The 22,776-nt window shown below is 39.4% G+C and carries 12 protein-coding genes; 6 read left to right on the top strand and 6 right to left on the bottom strand.

Features of this window, described 5'->3' with window-relative positions; genetic code table 11:
* Positions 1 to 196 precede the first annotated feature (196 nt).
* From U2718_RS20910 to U2718_RS20890, 5 genes are all read right to left on the bottom strand, one after another.
* Positions 197 to 1,936: an SDR family NAD(P)-dependent oxidoreductase gene (locus U2718_RS20910; RefSeq protein WP_342000728.1), complete on the bottom strand. Its 1,740-nt coding sequence runs from the start codon at positions 1,934 to 1,936 to the stop codon at positions 197 to 199.
* Between the two features lie 427 nt (positions 1,937 to 2,363).
* On the bottom strand, positions 2,364 to 2,816 hold the full coding sequence (locus U2718_RS20905; protein WP_342000730.1) for a carboxypeptidase-like regulatory domain-containing protein: 453 nt from the start codon (positions 2,814 to 2,816) through the stop codon (positions 2,364 to 2,366).
* Positions 2,817 to 2,936: 120 nt separating this feature from the next.
* Positions 2,937 to 8,438, bottom strand: a complete 5,502-nt coding sequence (locus U2718_RS20900) for a beta-ketoacyl synthase N-terminal-like domain-containing protein (protein ID WP_342000732.1) — start codon at positions 8,436 to 8,438, stop codon at positions 2,937 to 2,939.
* A gap of 203 nt (positions 8,439 to 8,641) precedes the next feature.
* Positions 8,642 to 8,920 (bottom strand): hypothetical protein, encoded by a 279-nt coding sequence (locus tag U2718_RS20895; RefSeq protein ID WP_342000734.1) that lies wholly within the window; start codon positions 8,918 to 8,920, stop codon positions 8,642 to 8,644.
* 872 nt (positions 8,921 to 9,792) lie between these two features.
* The gene (locus tag U2718_RS20890; protein WP_342000737.1) at positions 9,793 to 11,151 is read right to left on the bottom strand and encodes a ParB/RepB/Spo0J family partition protein; all 1,359 of its coding nucleotides are present in this window, start codon (positions 11,149 to 11,151) and stop codon (positions 9,793 to 9,795) included.
* Between the two features lie 1,208 nt (positions 11,152 to 12,359).
* Between U2718_RS20890 and U2718_RS20885 the strand changes: the two genes are divergently transcribed.
* From U2718_RS20885 to U2718_RS20860, 6 genes are all read left to right on the top strand, one after another.
* Entirely contained in the window at positions 12,360 to 13,556 is a 1,197-nt protein-coding gene (locus U2718_RS20885) for an ABC exporter membrane fusion protein (protein ID WP_342000739.1), read from the top strand.
* Between the two features lie 52 nt (positions 13,557 to 13,608).
* Positions 13,609 to 14,787: an ABC transporter permease DevC gene (gene devC / locus U2718_RS20880; RefSeq protein ID WP_342000741.1), complete on the top strand. Its 1,179-nt coding sequence runs from the start codon at positions 13,609 to 13,611 to the stop codon at positions 14,785 to 14,787.
* 88 nt (positions 14,788 to 14,875) lie between these two features.
* Positions 14,876 to 15,883, top strand: coding sequence for an NAD(P)-dependent oxidoreductase (locus U2718_RS20875; protein WP_342000743.1), 1,008 nt, complete (start codon positions 14,876 to 14,878; stop codon positions 15,881 to 15,883).
* A gap of 217 nt (positions 15,884 to 16,100) precedes the next feature.
* The gene (locus U2718_RS20870) at positions 16,101 to 16,571 is read left to right on the top strand and encodes a DUF2141 domain-containing protein (RefSeq protein ID WP_342000745.1); all 471 of its coding nucleotides are present in this window, start codon (positions 16,101 to 16,103) and stop codon (positions 16,569 to 16,571) included.
* Positions 16,572 to 16,730: 159 nt separating this feature from the next.
* Positions 16,731 to 17,990, top strand: coding sequence for a glycosyltransferase family 2 protein (locus U2718_RS20865; protein ID WP_342000747.1), 1,260 nt, complete (start codon positions 16,731 to 16,733; stop codon positions 17,988 to 17,990).
* A gap of 37 nt (positions 17,991 to 18,027) precedes the next feature.
* On the top strand, positions 18,028 to 19,293 hold the full coding sequence (locus tag U2718_RS20860) for a glycosyltransferase (protein ID WP_342000749.1): 1,266 nt from the start codon (positions 18,028 to 18,030) through the stop codon (positions 19,291 to 19,293).
* Positions 19,294 to 19,518: 225 nt separating this feature from the next.
* On the opposite strand, the gene U2718_RS20855 is transcribed toward U2718_RS20860, so the two are convergent.
* Entirely contained in the window at positions 19,519 to 22,536 is a 3,018-nt protein-coding gene (locus U2718_RS20855; RefSeq protein WP_342000751.1) for a type ISP restriction/modification enzyme, read from the bottom strand.
* Positions 22,537 to 22,776: the final 240 nt, after the last annotated feature.

The following is a 22,776-nucleotide window of genomic DNA, read 5'->3' as shown; positions in this document are numbered from 1 at the left end:
GTAGTTAGTGGATAGTGGTTAGTGGTTATTTCTTCTCGTTACTAGGTTGAACCTAGTAACGAGAGATACGAGGCTCTGCCTCCTAATTATTAAAGGAAACGAACCACAAAGTACACAAAGTACACAAAGAAAAGAAAATAAACTGCAATAAACACAGAGTGAACAAAGAGAACAAGTATCTACTAACTACTAACTACTAAGCTTTTGGCTGCATTAATTTAGCTGGAAAAATAATTCCTCTACCTCCTAAAAGTTGGGAGTAAATTTTTCCTTGTTTATCGTGTATAAAGAAATCGGCAACCACACTTGTTTGTGTTTTAATTTTGACTTCACAAGATACATAAAATGGTTCGTTATAAGGAGTTTTGGCAAACTGTTCGTATCTTTCTTGTTGTCCTGGTAAGCAAATTTCTTGATGGTAATGATGCAGCCAAATCCATAAAGGATGAGTACTCAAATCAGTTGTAAAAGCGTTAACCCAGTAGGCTGGAAATTGTCCTTGTTGTACTTTGTTGATTGCTTGCCAAAAACATTCAGTGGTGATTTTTTCGGAATTAATATTTATTACTCTTCTCAATTGTTGAAATGCGGAGCCATGAAATAGTGCTGCTTCTCCTGTTTGATAAAAATCTTTACCTATGGTGGTAATGATGTTATCTTCTGTGAGGTTCAATCTTTCGTAGATAGGAGCGGCAGGAACATCACGCAGAAGTTTGATGTTAGTGCTGAAGTGATATATGGTTTTGCCTTCTGGAGTTTGACTCGAAATTTTGCAGGAGAAATTTACTTCATGAGCATCAATATTCTTGGATGTTTCTTGTAAGTCAAGAATATATTCTTCCGCTAGAGTTTCATTGAAGGTAATTCCTTTGAATACTCGAAAATCTGTGCTACTAAAAGCTTTGTATCCTGGATAAAGTTTTTCACAGGCATCCGACATCCACGATACTGCACAAGTAGCAGGTAAAACAGGATTACCAGCAATGACATGATCCAGTAAAAAGGGATTTCCTTCTAGTGTTAATTTACGACGGATGCGATAGCTACGCAGATCTGGATCTAAAAGTGCAGCAGGTGGAACCATTGGGCTGCCAATCACAACTTGGGTAGTATTGTGATAAGCGGGGTGTAGTTCGTTAACTAACATTTGTGTTCCAGCTTCTACCGGAATAATGTCAATACCTCGTTTGGCAAATTCTTTTTTCAATTGCGGTGTTACCATGCCGCTATCCCAACCACCCCAATTAATTGCAACTACGTGACATTGGGGATATTTTTGCTTGAAGGAGTGGGCAGATTTGTTGAGAATTTCGTTGGCGATCGCGTAATCAGATTGTCCGATATTACCGTAAAAGCCTGTGACTGAAGAAAATAAGACTAAATGCTCAAGTTGATTTGGTTTTACGCACGCTAGGAGATTTTCTAATCCCTGTACTTTGGCGGTGTAAACTTTTTCAAAATCCTGTTCTGTTTTCTTTTCAATTAACTTGTCAGCTAAATTACCAGCACCATGAATAATACCTGTAATCTCTCCCATTTGGGTAACAGCACTAGTAATTTTTTGATTTAGAGCTTGAGTATCTGTGACATCAACGTTAATGTATTTTGCTTGTCCTCCTGCCTGTTGAATTTCTGCTAATGTTTGCTTGATTTCTCGATTGGAGGAAATTTGATTAAATATTTTTTGTACGCTCATGGGTGTGGGTTTTTCTCCTTTGGCAAGAAGATATTCCATGATGCGTTTTTTTAATGTTGCTTCATCAAAACAATCTTGAGCAAATTCAGGTTCTGTTTCTAGAAGTTCTGAACGTCCAAGTAGAATAAATTTACAGGGGTACTGCTGTGCTAATTTGATAGTACATTTAGCTGTAATGCCTTTGGCACCACCACTCACTAGAAAAACTGAGGAAGGACGAATTTGGGTTGCTGTAGTCATAATTTTTGCGCTCGCAGAGACTAGAGAATGAAGTTAATTGAAAAAACTTGATTATGAGGAGATAAGAAGGCAAATGGCAGAGGGCAGAAGGGAAAAGATTATCCTAGTTTAAGAATGATTATTTCTTTGGTATTATTTACTTACATTTAACCAACATAGCTGTTATGATTTGTGTTCATCTGTGGTAAGAAATACTAAATAATAATTGAGTTTCATTTTTTAATAATAGAAGTTAAGCGTAAGTCACTGAAAAATAAAACCACAGAGGCACAGAGAGCACGGAGAAATAAGAAACAGAGAGTTATGGTGTGTAAGTTATAAATAACTAGATTCAGATTAAATTAGTGAATAAAATTTTGAATTTACTTGAATGAGCTATTAATGATATCAGAATTTGAAGTTGAAATTTTACTTGTAGATAATGGTTTTATGGTTGATAGATATTGATTGAATCATTACGTTTGTTGACAGGGGTTTTGGAATTTGAAGTTTGAAGTGCAAGAATTGTAATCATGAATAATCCTGCTAGGATAGTTGCTATGATTGGAATGGGTATAAAGGTATCAGTTTCGGGGTAAGAATTTATAACTTTAATTTCATGATGTTCTAAAAGTTTAATATCACCAAGGTCTTTCTGCTTAGGTGAAACTTTAATAGAAGAGTAATAGGTTTTATATCCGTTAGCTTCTATTGTTAATTTTGCGTGTATGCTATCACTTTTATTTGTGTTAATTTCTAATTGATAAATTCCTTCTATATCTGTATAGCAAACAATTGAATTACCTTGAGAAACAAACGTAACTTTAGCTCCTAAAATAGGAGCTTGTTTTTTGTTATCAACTATGCGACCAGTATAAGTAATTGTTTGAGGCTTGGGCATATCTTCTGGTGTACGCAGTTCAGCAAGGACTACTTAGATTGGGGAATGGAGAGACAGAGACGAATTGTTTTTACTCTGTCTCCCCGAATGTCTTTGTCTTCTGTTACGTCTACGTCTTTGCTATCTGTCGGGGGTGCTGATAAGAGTTACTCTTCCTTGCGAACCATATGCTACTTCGGTAAGATATCGATTCGGATCGTGAAGTTCGGCAATAATGTGATGTGCAGAGGACTCAATATCAATTTTAGGACTGAGGTCGATCGCCCGACAAAATACTTTTGGCCATTCCCAAATTAAAGTTTTAGTTAATCCAAATAAACCTGCGCCGATCGCTCCATAATTTACTTCATGTTCTAACCCAAAAGTGCCGTCCAGTCGTGCTACGGTACAGAAACAACTGCGTCCATTATTACCTGCTTCGGTAAGGGATTTTTTCAGGTGTTTCGCCATGAAGAAGACTTGTTTCACAATTGCTTTTTCTTCTGGGAAGTAAGCCACCGTGTTATTATCGCTTGCCTGGAAGATAGGGTGAATGTGGATAAATGCTCCTACCGCGCCGTAGTTGGTTGCGATCGCTGCTAGTTGTTGTTGCAGATGTTCCTCACTTGAGTCTTGTAAGGTTACGCGATTTACGCCTGGTGGTAAGGGGGATTTTTCGGGAACGAGGGAAGGCGGGAAATTTAAAACTACTACTTTCCGCCCTTGCTTGCTCAGTAACTCAGCTACTTTAGAGGTAGTGAGGGAACCATCATCGGTGATTAAGATAATGTGTCCCTCTGGTAATGAGAATTCCCAAAAATCCGGTGGAGGTAGAATTTGCAGTTGGGCTGGGCGACGCTGGATGTTGTGCTTTAAGCTGTCTGGCTTGTCACTAGATTCAGGCTGGTACTTTTTTTTTTCCGCCCCCGCAGCCAAGCGCTGGAGGTACTCAACAATTTGCCCGATTGTACGCAGTTCTGCTAGTTCTTCGACATTACTCGGTTTGGGTAAGTCGGGGTACTTTTCTTGTAACGCACCCATGATTTCTACCCGTTTAATCGAGTCAATACCTAAGTCTGCCTCCATGTCCATATCCAGTTCTAGCATTTCTACTGGATAGCCTGTTTTCTCGCTGGTGATGGCTAACAAGTCGTCTGACAAGTGGCTCAAATCAACATCTGCTGCGGGGGCAGACGCTTCGGCAACTGTGACGATAGTTTCTGCTGTAACTGCTACACTTTCGCTGACTGTGGTTGAATCATTGTTAATAACAGGCTCAATGAATGCAGGTTCGGGATTGCTAACTACAGCTGGTATAGGAGTGCTAACCACTTCAGTTACTGTTGCTACCGGGGTAGAAGCAGAAACCAGAGATTTCAAATATTCAACTATTTGCGCGATTGTACGTAGTTCTGCCAGTTCTTCTACGTTACTTGGCTTGGGTAAATCTGGGTATTTCTCTTGCAACGCACCCATGATTTCTACGCGTTTAATTGAGTCTATACCCAAGTCTGCTTCCATATCCATGTCCATATCGAGCATTTCGATTGGATAGCCAGTTTTTTCACTGGTGATGGCTAGCAGGCTTTGATCTAAGTCAGATACATCAATGGCTGGTGCTGGAGAAACTGTTGGCTGAGGTGGTGTGCTAACTGGAGTTGGAGGTGCAGAAAACTTACTTTCTTGAATTTCAGTAGTAGCAGGAACAGGAGTTTCTTTTTTTGCGACTTTCGTACCATTTGTAGCTACAGGTACAACAGGCTCAAGCTTAGTTTCCTGGATTTGGGTAGTGGCGGGAACAAAACTTTCTTCCTTGATTGCAGGAATGTCGCGTATGACTACCGATTCCGGCTTGCTCTCCTGAATTTTAGCTGTGGGGAGAACAGGAGTTTCTACTTTCGTAGTATTTGTAGTATTTAAAGATGGCAGGGGTTCTTGAGCTATAGGTAAGCTTACCTGAGCAGAAGTGCCATCCCCAACTAGCTGGGCGTACTCTTGCTGGACGACTTGGAAAAAGTTTTTGGTGTACTCTACTTGATGGTGGAGATATTGTTCGTGGATGCGTAGGGTTTCACTTTGTTGGGCGTGAAACTGCATCATGCTGCGATCTAAGCTGTCGATGATGCTCCCTTTAAGCTTGGCTGCTTGGGGTAATTGTTCTCCTTTGCCAAACAAGGAATTCTGCTGCTGCACAAGTTGGAAAAAGGTTCTAGCGTATTCCACCTGATGGTTGAGATATTGGGCGTGAACTTGTAAATTTTCACTTTGATTTTGTTGAAACTGCGTCAAGGCATACTCTAAGCTTTCTAAAACTCTTTGGTAATTTACAAGTTTATCTGGTACGTCATTCATTTTCGACCCTAGAACTGGTTGAGAGGAAGTAGGAGGGAGGGGAAGAGTGGGGGAGGGGGAGAGGGGGGGAGTGGGAGAGTGGGAGAGTGGGAGAGAATTTTTCTCCTTGTCTGGTTGTCTCCTTGTCTCCTTTTCCTCTTCAAGAACGGGTTTTTTACTATGTCCGTTATTTCCGTTTAACCCAATATGCCCGTTACTCTCTGGCATTGTTGAAATGGAAGTAGCTGCTGTTGCTGTCACCAGAGACTTGGAGGTAACTACTTCGCTTTTGTGCAGTTTCACCTGATGCCCATCCTGCAAAGCTTGCTCAAACCCCTTTTTCACTTTTTCTGATACGTAGTTAGTACCGTTTAACTTGACGCTCAACCCCTTGTTTTTCTGAGGTTCAGAGATAACTGGTGGCAGTTGGTAGGGATCGAGGTTTTTCAGAGACATACCAGCAACACGCAATTGTACAGCCGCTTCCCGGAGCGAGCGATCGCTGTTCTTTTGAGCACTGGGGTTAAGTGCGATCGCAATGTGGGGGCGATCGCTCAAGATTTCCCGTACTAAGTTAGTAAGTATGTTCCTCGGCCCAAATTCTACAAAACAGTAACCCCCCGCCGCATAAATATTTTCTATTTCCTGCTTAAACAACACCGAGTTCGAGAGGTGAGTTTCGAGAATTTTTTGAATTTCCGTTGGTTGTTTGGGATATTCTTTGCCTGTGACGTTAGTGTAAACGGGTAGTTGCGGATTTTGGAAGTTAACGTTTTTGATCGCGATCGCAAAAGATTTTTGAGCAAAAGCAATTAGCGGTGTATGGAATGCTGCTGAGACTGGTAGCAAAATCGCAGTATATCCCCGTTGTTGCAGTGCTTCCCGCACTTTCGCTATTTCCTCGGTGGGGCCTGCTAGTACCACTTGTCGAGGAGAATTGAGATTAGCGATCGCTACTTGCAGAAAATTCTTGAGAACTCCTTCCACTTTTTCGAGTTCTTCTTTTACCGCCAGCATGGCTCCCGTATCGTAATTCGGATCTTGGGGAGCTGCCATTGCTTGCCCTCTAGCTTTCACCAGGAAACAATAATCAGCGTCACTTAACACCCCTGCTGCCCACAAAGCCGTAATTTCACCAAAACTATGCCCGGCAACAAAATCTGCTTTAAATCCAGATTGTTGCAGTAATTTGTACATCCCAGCACTTAACATCCCAATTGCAGGCTGGGCATATTCTGTACGCTGCAATGCTGCCACTTGGGCATTCTTTTCCGCCTCTTCAAATACGGGATGGGGAAAAACTATTTCCGATAGCGGCTGAAAATTATCTTTGCGTAATAAGCTATCCATGTAGCCATAAAGCTGCCGCAGTTCGGGGAAATTCATTACCAATTCCCGCCCCATATTCAAGTATTGCGAGCCTTGTCCGGAAAATAAAGCGACTACTTTTCCGCCTAACTCCATACCAGAAGCGCGGTAGTAAATGCCTTGGGGATGTTCCCATGCTGGCGCAGAAGCTTTATTTTTCAGCAAGTCGATACTGATTTGTAGGAACTTGCAAGCTTCAGTAAGAGTTTCTGCGACAAAACCTATTCTGGCAGCATTTTGAGGAATTTCTTTGGTTTTGCAGTTTTCTACCAGTTCTAGATAGTGTTTGTCGCCTGCTTCAGACTGCAACTGGCTTAAAACTTCTTCACAACTGCTCAACAATTGGGCTGGAGTTGAAGCAAACAACAGCACCTCACCGGGAGCCTTATGCATCCGATAGGCGTTGTTGTGTTCGCCTGCGTACTCTTCTAGAACCACGTGGTAATTTGTACCGCCAAAGCCAAAGGAACTTACTCCCGCCCGCCTTGGTGGTTCTCCTTCCGAACGAATCCAAGGCCTAGTTTCGGTATTCAAATAAAAGGCAGAATTTTTGATGTTAAGCTTGGGATTGGGTTCAGTAACGTTAATCGTGGGCGGTAAAATCTTGTGGTGCAGTGCCAAAGCAGTTTTGATAATACTAGCCGCACCCGCAGCAGCTTTTGTATGTCCGATTTGGGATTTGACAGTACCAAGAGCAACTTGATGCTTTTTGGAGTTATGTTCCCCAAAAAAGTCCCGTAAAGAGGCGAATTCTGTGGGATCGCCAGCCATTGTACCCGTACCGTGGGCTTCAATCAGGCTGACAGTTTCTGGAGCAAAACCTGCATCCTCATAGGCACGGCGTAAAGCTTGCACCTGCCCTTCTTTGCGGGGAGCATAAATGCTCTTATAGCGTCCATCACTGGATGTGCCAATACCTTTGATGACTGCATAGATTTTATCATTGTCCCGTACCGCATCTTCTAAGCGTTTGAGGACTATCATGCCGATGCCTTCACCCAGCATCATCCCATCCGACTTGGCATCAAAAGGCTGGACTTTTTCGCTAGGAGATACGGCTGGCGTTTTACTGAAACTGATATAAGCCGTGATTGAGTTATCAGTATCAACCCCACCACTGAGCATCATATCGCAGCGATGCTCTACCAATTCGCTAACCGCCATTTTTAGGGCAGCGAAGGAGCTAGCACAAGCAGCATCAACTGTACAATTTATTCCGCCTAAGTTTAAACGGTTGGCAATGCGCCCGGAAATTACGTTAGCTAACATACCGGGAAATGCATTTTCATCCCATTTCACATAGGCGCTTTGGATTTTTTTGATAATTTTTTCTGTATCCTCATCGGATAAGCCGCTACTTTTAAGTGCTTTTTTCCAAATCGGATATTGCAGGCGAGCAGCAAGGGGAATTCCCAGTTTCAATGCTGCCGAACCCAAAATAACTCCAACTGTTTCGCGGTTAAATTCCCGGCTTTCCCCATAGCCGGCATCTTCCATTGCTTGTTTGGCAACTAACAAGCCTAACAGTTGCGAAACATCTGTAACTTCTAATATATTTGGTGGTATTCCAAAGTCCATTGGGTTAAAATCAACGTGGGGAAGAAATCCACCTTTTTTACAGTAGGTTTTATCTTCAGGTGTTCTGGGGTTTGGATCGTAGTAGTCTTCTACACTCCAGTGGGTTGATGGAATATCAGTAATGCAATCGAGTTTGTTAACAATGTTTTGCCAGTACTCTTGTACATTTTTAGCTTGGGGAAATAAAGAAGCTATGCCAATAATGGCAATAGGATTATGTTGCAATTTTCTGTTAATCTTTTCGACTGTCATTGATTGATCTGACATCTGTTTTTTGTCCTCAATAAACCTCACCAAAGCCTTTTCACAATCGTTTATCTGTTCTTCCAACTGCGTTAAGGCAATATCAATTGAATGAGCAGACATAAAAACTAGACTAATGTTTGGTAGTGTGGGTTGATAGAACAACTGCAATTTCTGTAGCGAAGTGATGCAGCAGCTATCTTATACATAAAGGTTCAATACTTGTATTGACATTAACTCAAAATAGTATATGTCACCCCGTTAAGTTGACGCTGTACCTGATCAAAATCATGGCGATCGCGTCTGGTAAAATTAAATAAAAAATATTACACAACGCTCGACTCCTGACATTCTGGCAACAAGTCAATAACGTTGTTGTAACTGCTAAAATAGTCTTGCAGTGCGTTAGCTGCCTGACCCGTGAACTCAATCCATTCGTAATGATGGAGATTGGGTGAGATGCTTTCCCACTGGAATAATGGAAACTTGGGAGTAACTAAAAGAATAGAAACGCTTTTTTCTCCAGAGCCAGTTTGATTATCTAGCTTAACTGCGGCAATGTGACTGGTGTTAATGACAACGTTCTGGATCTTGATGAATGCCATAGCAGTTTCGACTTCCAAGATAATTTATTCTATAGATTTTGTCAATGAATATTTGACAAATTAGCTACACTCCAAACACCACATTTCATCCGAACTCACGAGTCAATGCGATCAATCATAGAACTAGTAATTGACGATAGTATTAGGTGATTTTTAGTTGTCATTACTCAATCGACTAAATAATTGACCGTGCCGCTTTAAAGAATGAGAATTAATACCAAACTAGCATAATTGGCATCAACTATATTGTTCGTAGAAGGCAATTTTAAAAAAAATCTGATGTCCGTCTTGGACTAACTAAAAAAAGTAGCATTTCTGACTGTGAATTAGTAACAATAGTCTTGAAACTCAAATCCTTTAACATAAATATAGTCTGAATCAAAAAGACGATTATCAATGGTTTAATTTATTATTTTCACGAGGCTTTGAGTACATTAATGCTTTCAATGAGCTTCAGTATACTTCTTATAGATACATGATAATTTAGGCAGAAGTAGTATTGACTTTTTCCAAAAAATTAATTTGAGATATTCAGTGTATATACAAGTCAATAATAATTGACATTATATTGATTAGTATAAATCTAGTTTGTGAATGTTAATAAATAACAGAAATATTTATTTATTACTCTCATAAATAACAGTCTCTGAACCCCTGAATCGAGAGGTTATCGAGACTGCTGTGAAATTTTAATATATAACTTCTCAATTTTCAGATTGCAATTATACGAATATCGAAGAAAGGCAGAGGAGCCGTAGGGTGTGTTAACGCGAAGCGTAAGGCACCTTCTATCTATTAGGTGTAGGCGGTGTGTTACGGCGTTAAGCCTAACGCATCCTACTGGATAATTTATTTTTTGGCAGTCTCTAAAACTACTTGACATAACTTGTTGAATTGGTTTTTTCAGCTTGCTTTCCTGTCCATTTCTCCCAGCGCGTAATTCCACGACTAATAAATTCAGGATTCTCGTCTCCAATAAAACAGATACGTCCCATCCTTTCACAATTAATGAGGATTTCACCATCTCCCATAAACGGGGCAATGACAAAATTATCTTGATGACTGGTATACAAATTGATCAGGTAATTGATTGTTCCTTCTACGCCTTCAATATTAATTGGTATCTGAGGCTGGGTTTTAGGCTGGTGAGAAAAAATGCTTACATATAAGTTGCCAATCACAAATTCATATTGAAATGGCATTCGCACCCGACTGCAAAATTTGTAGATATTGCCCCCCGAACGTAGTACTGCCACAACCCGTGCTTCATCAATCAAGTAGTCATGATTCCAATTTGGTGAAACTGTCGCGATCGCCAAAGCTGCATTTGAGGGTAGCAGTTCCTTGAATTCTTTGCTGCTAGTATCGCCACAATAAACTAAATGCCGACCAAGTATCAATTCGTCACCCAATTTTACTTGCGACGAGTGCAGGGCGATCGCTCTTTTGTCAGGAGTTTTTTGTACCTGTGTAGGAACTTTCTTAAGAGCCGATTTTGTTTCCTTTTGAGCCATCGCACTTTGGAAAGCTACCAGTTGTAACTCTTTTTGCTTGGTTCGTGCTTGTTCGGCTACTTTCGCTTGTTTTTCGGCTTCTTGTTGCTTTCCCATCGCTTTAGCTAACTGAGAAGCTTTTTCTGCTTGTTCTGCCACAGCCCGTTCTTGAGCCGCAGATCTGGCTATCTCTAATTGGGCTGTAGTACTTTTGGCGATCGATGTCCCTTTAATTAGCTGTTTAATTTCTGGATGAATGCCTTTAGCAATCTGTAAACCTTGCTGGAGAGTACGTTCAGAAAAACCAGCTTTTTTAGCCATCTCCTTAGTAGTCTTAGGAGGAGGTGCAACCATTTCACCACCTTTGAGAGTGTGTTGGTTATCTCCTGGTTTTGCTCTCAGTCCCAACTTTTGCAGAATTTGTTCTCTTTCTAGCCAAAGTTCATGACGCTCCAGCGGCTCTAGCTCATTGCGGATTAAATTCTCATCAATCTCCGCTAAACGAGCTTGTTCAGTATCTTCGTAGTTAATGACATTGCACTCTATTTCGTTTAAACCCAGCATCTGACAGGCTGTCAAACGGTGCAGCCCAGCTATCAATTTATAATCTCCATCTACTGTGATTGGGTTTAGTAAACCCATTGCCTGAATAGATTCTTTTAACTCCTTCACTTTCTCGCCGTTTAATGGACGGCGATTCACACCTATTTTAATTTTGTCTATAGCTATTCTAGGCATAATTACTGTTTTTTGATGCCGTCAGTGAAATCATCAGCAAGACGATAAACCTAATATATTGCACCAGTATTCTTAAAAACGGAAATTTTGTGAGAACTTTGATGAGAATGTCTTATGACCTATAGTCAGCTTATCAACTGTTTATCAATTGAGAGCGGTATCCATTGATTTAGTAGCTCTATGAAGTGAGTCATCATCAAAAAGTTCCTGATCCGAACTTAGACATGATAACGAAAACTGATTGTTGGGTATTAGTTATCAATGATTCAGTTATTCAGTTATCCTTCACTATTCTTAGTTCCTATCCTCTAGTGAATAACTTGACAGCATCGCACTTCTTTGCCATACTGGAAAGCAAGTTTTTTGATTTTATTATTGTAGTCGCTTCGTTACTACTTAAGTTTTTTCAGAACGAAGAGTTTTTTATTTTACCTTGTTTTTAAGCCACCATTATCGGTGCAGGTCAAGAGTAAATTTGAAGAAACTTTGGCATCCATCAAGCCCTATTGATTTACCGAAAATTTACTCATACTATAATCCGCCTGAGCATCTCTTTTAGAGTTGAAAACTAGATAAAACCAGTCGCGTGTCTACGGTTACATAAATACATTTAACTTTGAGTGAGAATTGAAAAAAGGGGTACCTTGAGATTGGATTTAGTATTATTGACCAGTAGATAGGCATTATTAAGCATAAAATGCTTATTCCCAAAAACCAGATAGAATAGGCATTTTCCCTACTGTTATCTGCCTACTGCCATCTGTCTTGAAAATAGGGAAATCTTAACAGGGAACAGAAAAAGAAATATTTTCATTCCCTCGTTGTGTGATTTATCACATAATTGTCTGACTTGAAAGTCGGAAACAGGGAACAGTAAAAATTCCACTTTCATTCTTGGTGATAAAACTTGTTTCATTGGGACTACCCACGGAAACTTTATAAGCAGGCAAAAGTAGAGTTAGATTAAGGCCATTACTTATTGCAATCAAAACTTTTGTCATATTTGCTATTTTCACAATGACAAAATTGAAAGCTGAAATATTTTTTTTTGCAATCAAAATGACAAAAGAGGGATAGGTAAATAACGTATTTCTCTTGTAATTGTTCATGGTTAATAGCTAATGGCAATGAACAATGAACAATGAACAATTAACTATTAGCAATTGGCAATTAGCAACTAAAAACTAATACCAAATTGGGATGAAAATATGTCAGCAGACAAGAAAAGTTTTCTCTTTGTAAAACCTGCTAGTAGGTGGCCACTTTTTTTGGCAGCTTTTATAGCTTTAACTACAGGGTTGGTATCTTTCTTTAGTTTGTTACTTTTTCGCTCCAATGTGCAAACCCAACCACAAAAGCCCGTTAAAGCTGCACCCGCAAGAGTTGCTGTTACTGCTTTGGGGCGTATAGTACCCGAAGGTGAAGTGACTCAGTTGTCTGCTCCAAGCTCGCTAACTGGTGTAAGAGTAGAGAAGCTGTTAGTGAAAGAAGGTGAACAGATTAAAGCAGGGCAGGTAATCGCATTACTAGAAGGATATGCTCGCTCTCTAGCAAATGTACAACAGGCTCTAAGTAATGTTGATGTTGCTCAAGCTAAATTAGCACAAGTAAAAGCTGGGGCAAAAATAGGAGATATTGATGCCCAAAGAGCAACGATCGCCCGAATTGAATCGCAGTTACGAGGAGAAGTCACTGCACAAAAAGCAGCGATCGCCAGTTTACAAGCTCAAGCTGACAATGCCCAAACCGAAAATAGCCGATATCAGCAGTTATACCAAGAAGGCGCTGTTTCCGCCTCTACTGCGGCTAGTAAAGCTTTACAATATCAAACTGTACAGCAGCAACTTGTTGAAGCCAAGGCAACCCTCAACCGTACAGTAGATACCTTAGAAGAACAACTCAGCGAAGCAAGAGCCAAGCTGGGAAGTATTAAGGAGGTACGCCCAACAGATGTACAACTTGCCCAAGCTGAACTCAAAAGTGCGATATCAGCTGTTAAACAGGCAAAGGCAGAACACGATCTCACCTACGTTAAAGCTCCCATAGATGGTAAAGTTTTGAAGACTCACACTAAATCAGGAGAAGTAGTCGCCACAGCCGGAATTATTGAAATCGGCAAAACTTCCCAAATGTCCGTGATTGCAGAAGTTTATCAAACTGACATTCAGAAAGTCCGCCCAGGGCAAAAAGTCGTAATTACCAGCACAGCCTTCCCCAAAAAATTGCAAGGAACTGTCAGCGAGATTGGCTTGTTAGTTGACAGACAAAGCATCTTAAGTATCAACCCAGGAGCAGATACAGATCGTAGAGTCATCCAGGTAAAAATTCGCATCGATAATCCAGCAGATAGTGAACTAGTCGCTGGTTTAACCAACTTACAGGTAGATGTCGCCATTCAAATTTAACCGCAGCAGGCATTGTTAAATTACTCGCACACGATCGCATTTATCTTGAATCATGGTGTTTACAACTCCCGTAGCTTGGCTACAACTAGTCAGAAACAAAATTCGTTCTCTAGTGGCTATAGCTGGCATTGGTTTTATTGTGATTTTGATGTTTATGCAACTTGGATTTCAAGATGCTCTTTACTCCAGTGCTACCCAAGTACACCGCAATCTCCAAGGAGATTTATTTTTAGTCAGTTCTCAATATAAATCTTTGACTGCAATTCAAAGTTACTTTCGGTCTCGATTGTATCAGGCTTTAGGGTTTGATGGTGTAGAGTCCGTTAGCCCAATGTATTTGGGATTCGCCAAATTTAAGAATCCTGAAAATGGCGAGAAATATTCAATCTATGTGATTGGATTTGAGCCTGGCAGACCTGTGATGAATATACCAGAAGTGGAGAAAAACATAGACAAAATTAAAGTTCCTGATGTAGTACTTTTTGATCGCAATTCTCGACCAGAATTTGGCCCAGTTGCTCAAAAGTTTACTCAAGAACAAACAGAACAAATACTTGAAATTTTTCCCTTTGATTCATTAAGAGGATACAGAGTCAGAGTTGGTGGATTGTTCAGTTTGGGCCCTTCCTTTGGTGTAGATGGTAATTTGATGGTTAGTGATACAACTTTTCTCAGGATATTTCCTAATAGCCGTCCTTCAGAAATGATAGACGTAGGTGTAATCTCTCTCAAATCTGGTGCTAATCCTGAACGAGTCTTAAAAGAATTACAAGCTAATTTACCTGATGATGTGAAGATTTTTACCTACCAGGAATTCATAGATTTCGAGAAAAAATATTGGGCAACTAGAACACCCATTGGTTTTATCCTTAATCTCATGCTAACAATGGCTTCTGTTGTTGGTATAGTGATTGTCTATCAGATTCTCTACAGTAATATTTCTACTCAATTAATAGCCTATGCAACATTAAAAGCCATAGGTTATGCGAATAACTACTTCTTGCATTTAGTCTTTCAACAAGCTCTAATTCTGTCGTTACTAGGCTACATCCCAGGATTTCTTATTTCCTTATTCTTATATAATTTTGCGATGGATGCAACCAAATTACCTATCATGATGAGTCTTCATAACGCAGTCATTGTATTGATATCGGCAGTTTTAATGTGTATGACTTCTGGAGCACTTGCTATCAACAAACTTCGTTCTACAGATCCAGCTGATATTTTCTAAAGGATGAAGTCTAAAGTAATCAAATAATATTTACTCTTCTATCTTTTCCCTTCATTCTTCACTCTTCATCCTTTATCCTTTTTCTGATATGAACTTCAAAAATAAATCTCTTCTCATCACTGGAATTGGCGAATTTGTAGGCTTACGTGCAGCAGAAAGAGCTATAGCAAAGGAAATGAAAGTATCTGGGCTACAAAGTTCAGCAGATAAAGCTAAAAAAGCACAGAACTTAGGCGCTAAAGTGATGATTGGCAGTATCACCAATCCTATGACTACTGAGTCAGCTTGCCAAGGAATAGATATTATTTTACATACAGATGAAATAGCCAAAGAAGGTGGTTCCATAGAAGAATTTCGTGAGGTCAATGTTGGCGGAACTCTCAACATTGCTAAAGCAGCCAAGAGTCATGGTGTTAAAACCTTTATCTATATTTCAAGTGCTTTAGTCTATGGCTTTAACTATCCCGATCGCATTACAGAAGATGGGCCACTTTCTGGTGAAAATAACCCCTACTGCCAAACAAAAATAGAAGCCGAAAAAGCACTTTTAGAACTTAACGACCCATCCAATTTTGGTGTCATTATTATTAGACCAGGTGATGTTTACGGGCCTGGAAGTATTCCTTGGATTGTTCGACCATTATTGTTAATGCGGCAAAAATTATTTGCCTATGCTAATGATGGGCAAGGAGTAATCAATCACGTATATATTGACAATCTCATTGATGCTATATTTCTCGCCCTAGAAAAAGAAACTTACGGAGAAATTTTTAATATTACTGACGGGCAAGAAACTTCCTGGAAGGAATATTTTACCTACCTAGCAGAGATGGCAGGTTTACCAGCGCCATTTTCTTTACCAAAAGATGAGCTGAAATTATTTCTTAAATTACGCTACCAAGGACAAAAACTATTTCGCAAACAAGCTGATATTTTGCCAGAAGTAGTAGATTTTATGACTCGTCCCTATGCTTATTCAATAGATAAAGCTCAGAAAGTTTTGAATTACCAACCAACAATTAATTTGCAAGAAGGAATGCAGCTAACTCAAGAGTGGTTGAAGAAAACTGACCTCAAAAAAATGATGGCTCAATAATACACAAAGCTGACATAACAAGGTCAATTTTAATTGTAGTTAGTACTTTAAAAATAAAGTACTACTACAAAGTTAATAATCATAGGTTGAATTATAGCTAGTCTCGAAAAAATAGTACATAGTGAAACGCAACACATACTTTCTACACACTTTTATTACTGAGTCTAACTAAAGTCTATTGCTTCATAACCGATACTGCAAACTTATCAGGAAAAGTATGTTAATGAAAGCCTCTAAGATTGCTTATTTTTTACTGCCTGCTCTACTGAGCATGAGTTGTGGTTGCAAAGTCAATGCAGAGCCAACATCTACACTTACTGTAGTAGTAAAAGGTATAAAACATCAAAAAGGTCAGATTTGCATCCGAGTTTTTTCAAGCGAAAAAGGATTTCCTTTAGATAGTAGCGGCGAAGTAAAAAGTGGCTGTACTCAAATTGCAGGAAATTATGTAACAAAACAATTTACTGGTTTGAAACCAGGAACTTATGCAGTCGCTGTCATCGATGATCAAAACAGAGATTACAAACTCGACAGAGATTTTTTAGGTATTCCCAAAGAAGGTTTTGGTATTTCCAAAAATCCAACTGTTTCACTCATAACTGGTACACCAAAGTTTAGTGATGCTAGTTTTTCATTGCGAAAAAATAAAACAATCAACATTTTCATGAAATATGGACTCGATCCATAAGGTAGGGGATAGGTGATAGGGGACAGGGAACAGTAATTCCCTCGTTACCAGGTTGAACCTGGTAACGAGAATTAGAGCCTCTGGCTCTCTCACTACCCAGTACCCCCAGTACCTAATTTGCATAGATACACAGACAGAATGGGGCATGGAGAAAAACAAATGACAGAATTGGTACTATTGCTATTTAGGTTTTTAGTGGGTTGGCTAGCGATTCAGGCATCTATAACATTGGTATTTTTATTGTTTTTGCAATCGCCTCAAAAAAGTTCTTTACCAGACGAAGAATTACCGAAAGTAGCAGTGATTCTTTGTCTGCGGGGAGGCGATCCGTTTTTACCCTATTGTTTGCGATCGCTCTTGCAACAAAACTACCCACAATACGATCTCAAGCTCATCGTCGATAGTAAAGAAGATCCAGCTTGGAAAATTGCCAATGATGCGATCGCCTCTTTAGGAGCTACTAATGTCCAAGTCAGCCCATTGAGCATCAGAAGATACAACTGTAGCCTCAAATGCAGTTCACTGGTACAAGCAGTCTCAGAATTGGATGACTCCTACAAAGTAGTTGCCTTAGCAGATGGGGATGCAGTAGTTCATCCCAATTGGCTGCGTGACTTAGTCACGCCTCTAGACGATCCAAAAGTCGGGGCAACCACAGGTAACCGTTGGTACTTACCCACTGGCAAATATTGGGGAACTACGGTGCGTTACTTGTGGAACGCCTCCGCAGTTGTGCAGATGTTCTTTTACGGAATTCCTTGGGGTGGCACATTAGCTGTGAAAACAGAAGTTATCCACCAAACAGGACTGTTAGATAGATGGGCAAGAGCCTACGGTGAAGATACAATGATCCGTAGAGTCTTGGGACAACATGGGTTAAAAGTTAAGTTTGTACCTTCACTGCTAATTCTCAATCGTGAAGAGACAGACTTACCTCGATTACTAGAGTGGATGAAACGTCAACTAGTTTCTTCGCGCCTGTATCATCCTCAGTGGTGGGCTGTAATTGCTGACGCGATTCAAACTGTGATACTTCCTAATCTACTCTTGGTGTTATTTTTAGTGGCTTTATGCACCCAACAATGGGATGCTGCTATTTTGGCTTTAACCACTTTTAGTGGCTATATTTTAGGATTACTCTTGCTTGCGATCGCACTGGAAAAAGGAGTACAGCAAGTAATCAGCAAACATGGTGAACCGACAGCCAAATTGTCACCTGCCACAGTCGTAAAAATACTAATCGGTATTCTCCTCACAAATTGGACTCACGGGTTTGCACTCCTATCTTCCCTATGGATGTCAACAGTCAACTGGCGTGGTGCCATCTACCGAATTAAAGGCCCTTGGAACATCAAGCTCATCGAATATCGCCCTTATCAACTGCTAGATCAACCTGTTGATAGTAAAGTTTCTCTTTAATTTTTCTCTGAATAAATACAATTACCTCCTTGCAGCTATGAAAAAACAACCTCTTCGCATTGCGCTGATTACAGGATTGTATGCGCCATTCTTAACAGGGGTTTCGGTTGCAGTGCATCAACGGGTGCGCTGGTTGCTACAACAAGGACACGAAGTCTTTCTCATTCACCCAGAAATTAACGAGCAGTACCCCAAAGAGGTTGGTAGCCGTCCCATGCCAGGGCTGCAAGAATTACAGTCTTTTCCCAACTTTTCCTCTTATGCATTCCCCACCCAGCCCCTGATCTTCTACAAATCTCTCCCTCAACCCTTGAGCTATCGCCATTGGAGTGATGCCAAAGTCTTGGAGAGTTTTCAGCCAGATCTCATAGTGGTTGAAGAAGCGCCGCAAATGAGGGGATTTTATTCAATTTTCTTGCAAGGTTACGGACGCCCTGTCGGCTCAGAATACGCTCGGCGAACTGGCACACCAATTATCTCGCTATTCCATACCGATATCGTTGCTTATATTCGATATTACATGGGCAACCAATTTTTCAGCTTTATTCGTCCCATGTTGCCAATGTTTATCAAGCAATTCAGCGAAGCTTACGACTATAACTTCTTTCCTTCACGAGAACAGCTGGAAAAGTACAAAAATCTACAATCTCAACGCAGCGAATACCTAGCTTATCAAGGGATAGATTGCCAAAAATTTAATCCTAATAATATCTGTCATAACCCCATCCCCAAAGATAATCGCCCAACTCTACTCTTCGTTGGACGAATTGCCCCAGAAAAAAATGTTACCCAACTCCTAGACATCTACCCACTTGTTGCCGCCAAAATTCCCGACGTGCATTTAGTAATTATAGGCAGCGGGCCTTTACAGGAAGAAATACGCCACCGTGCCGCCAAATTTGGGCCGGGTGTGACTGTGTGGGGAGAATCGCATGGCACAGAACTGCTGGGTTGGTACTCACGAGCCGATGTATTTGTCAACCCCTCCATTACCGAAAACTTTTGCACCTCAAACAACGAAGCCTTAGCTTCTGGAACTCCTGTAGTTGCAGTTAAAGCACCCTCAACATCAGAACAGATATCCTCTAGTAGCAACGGCTTCCTTGCCGAACCCAACAATCCCTCAGATTTCGCCGACAAAGTGATTAGAATTCTCGAAAATCCTGAGCTTAAAGAAGAAATGTCTATGCACGCTCGCTTCTCTATACTTGAATATGATTGGTCTATGTGTATGGAAAAATTTGAAGATAAGCTATACGAAATAGTTAAAAAACCAAAAAAATTGGCAGCAACAACTGTTTAATTAATAGATAACTTGCACTACCCCTTAACAAGCCAGAGAATCAATTCTCTGGCTAATAGCACAAGTCCCTTTAAACGGACTCAAAGAATTTTCTAGTCAGATAAATCTGACTTAAGCTCTTAGCCAAGAAATTTATTTTTTAGCGAAATTAAAAGCTAATACAAGAATGACTAGTAGGGTGCGTTAGCGACAGCGTAACGCACCGCCATTACCAAAACACAAAATTTAATTATCCATCTCTTGAATAATCCGCATTGTTTCTACACTCACCGTGCAGACTCGTTGCAGTAAATCTATTACCTGTTCTTTGTAATCTGCAAAGCGGTAAGTATTGAATTTTTCAGCAATAGTCGGATCTTTTGGTTTTTTTTCCTTATATTGATCCAAAATCCACTCTAAAGCGCAACGGTTGCCAAGGTGATATTCCCAAGCAATTTTAGGGACACCTTCTAGGGTAGTCAATTCATCTAAAATTATCGTCCCCTTAGTTTTATCAGCTTTGAGTTTTGCCTTGGGAGTTATTCTACTGGATTCATCAAAAGGCAAATCAATTCGTTTTAAAGGATAGAGTGCGACAGTTTCATAATTGATGTGCAAATCCATCAACTGTTTACCCCAGCTAGCCCATTGGTGAAAGCCATCGTAGAGGGGTAAGCGGGGGAATTCTCGTTTGAGATTGAGTTCGTATTTTTGTCGATAAGCGGGATTGTTTAAGACGGCGTAGGTGTAGTGAAAAATATCTAATTTAGTGATTGTGGAATCTTTGTAATGGTTTTGGAATTGTGCTAATCCCCAATCGGTGATGTTATCGATGCGGTTTCCGTCTTTATCGTAGCGGTACAGAGGAAGGCATTGAGTTTTTTCAAGAAAATCTAAACAAGTAATATGATTGGTCATTAAGCACTGAAAAGATTTTGATGCACCAATTCCAGGTATACAGAGATATAGGTTTTGCTCACCCTCTTTGTAGAGATTAAACCATTGATAGGTTCTTCCATTGAAGTGCTTGTCAAAGTACAAGTACTCTTTGTAAAAAGGTCTATAGAGACTTTCTATAATACTACTTATAGTAAAGTTTTTTGTAATTCCTCTCCTTAAATAACTTCTTAAATCTTCATCCCATTTAATTGATATTGATAAATCATTTATATTCTGATTGTAAAGTTCATTTAGGTAAATTTGTACAAAAAATGACATTTTGTCAGCAAGATTTTGTTTAGATAAATCATAAGCCCATTCATCTCTCTGAGTTTTGATACCTGAAGAGAACAATTTAAACACCGCTTCCTCTGCTTTACCAGCTTTCACATCTTTATCAACTAATGGTAGCAGAGTATCAAAGTCATTATCAGCTTGATTAATCCAGTTATAATTTTTATCTGGTATGATGTGTTCAAAAACAAAATTTTGAAAAGTATTTTCTCTTAAATAACTAAGCTTATTCTCTCTCAGTTCATGAAGGTGAAATGGATTAGAATAAAAAATCTTACATCCTGGTGATTTGCTATCTTTAATAAGAAAACAAATTACAATACCAGTCATAGCACTTTTTCCAAAAATTGTATGTTTCTCGGAAATAAATATTCCATTTTTTTCTGATATTGCTCTAACATTACCTCCTAAATCAATGAAATATGCAAAAGAAAAATCATCTTGAATACATTTTCTGAATCCATCAAGTGCTATACCATCTAAAAGAGAAGAATTAGTAATAAAACATATAATGCCATCTTTAACTCTATCGGTAGCCCAGCGATAGAAACGTGTATACATATCATAAACAACATTCCTATTCTGAGCTTTACTATATTTTATATAAGTTTCTTTGATAAGCTTATCTATCGCTGGATAAGCACGATTAGCATTATTTTGATTAAAATTCTCTTGTTTGGCATTATAAGGAGGATTACCAATAATCACAGAAATATCACACTCGTTCTGCCGCCTAATCCTCTCTGTATTCTCCACCGACATCGCAAACAAATCTAATTGCTTGCCATCAAACGAGGTATGCTCTAAAGTATCAACAAAACAAATATTCTCAAACTCCTCATACACACCCATCTTTTGCTTATAGGTGTATTCAATATTTAAATTAGCAATGTAATAAGGCAAAATCGCTACTTCATTGCAATGGATTTCATGCTTATATTTATATGCCAAACTATCCTTAGATAAATATTCAATTAATTCAGTAACAAATGTTCCTGTTCCTGTAGCTGGATCTAAAATCTCTACCCCTTTATCGCCAAGCAGCTTACCAAAATGCTTATGAGTTAGATAATCTACACTTTCAATCATGAAGCGCACGATTTCGTTAGGCGTGTAGACAATTCCTAGCCTATCAGCAGCTTTAGGATTATACGCTTTATAGAAATTCTCATAAATAACCTTTAAAAACTTCTGCTTTTCATGATGATTGTAAATATTCGCAGCAGTTCTTCTAATCACTCCATAGTAACGCTCAATTGTACCGAGAGTATTTCTTTTGATACTGCCTGTAAAGAAAGTATCTATGACTCTTTGTAATTCTCGCGCTACATTATTTTCCTTATGAAACTGAGACTCACTAAATATATTGATAAAAATATCTTCTGTCAAAATATGCTGAATCATCATTTCCCGAATATCCAGCAAACTGATTTCAGGATTTATTGATTCCTTACAAATATCCCAAAACTTATTTCTTGTCTTTTGAAATTCAACATTCGTTTCAGCTTGATTGTCGATTAAATCTCGCAATGCCTCTAAAATAATCGGCAAATCTTCTTTAAAATTCTCAATAGCCTGCCGAAAATCTTTAACTTCCGGGCGAATATAGTTAATAAAAGTGGTGATGATTTCATCCAAACCGTCCGTATCTTTCATCAAGACGCGTTTAGTTTCTTGTCCACTTTGAATTAAAACTGCTGTTTGTGAATCTTCAAACAGAATATTACTATCTGGGTAGCCTTGGAGAAATTTCTTTTCAATTTCTTCGTCTAGTTTATCGTATTGGTCTTTACTTTCCCAATAACCCCAATCTAAACGTAATGCATCTTTGACTGTACCATCCGGATAAACAACTTTACCATTTGGCGTTTTATAATCTAATTCAGGAATCAGTCTAAAATCTCTAGGTTTACAATATTCATTGAGCAAATTCTGAAAAGCAACACGAATAGAAGTTTCTTTTCTAGAACCACCGTAATATATAATTTTTTCTACTTCTGCATGATATTGGCTAATCAGAAGCTTGGACATGATTATAATGATTTAATATTTATAATCCGTCCAATCTAGCCGCAATCAAGTTATGACTACCTCAGCAAATCTAGGTATACAAAACTCAAGCTGTTTATTATCTCCGTAAAAACCAAGAGACGCGATTTCTCGCGTCTCTACAAAATAAATTATGAATAAAGAACAAAGCCACGCTAGTAGTGACACGAGCCAGAGGCTCTAGTTCTCGTTACCAGGTTGAACCTGGTAACAAGGGTGATA

The organism is Chlorogloeopsis sp. ULAP02, assembly GCF_038404745.2.
Classification (GTDB): Bacteria; Cyanobacteriota; Cyanobacteriia; order Cyanobacteriales; family Nostocaceae; genus Chlorogloeopsis.
Note: the sequence above shows the minus strand (reverse complement) of the source record. Positions and strands in the feature narration are given on the sequence as shown.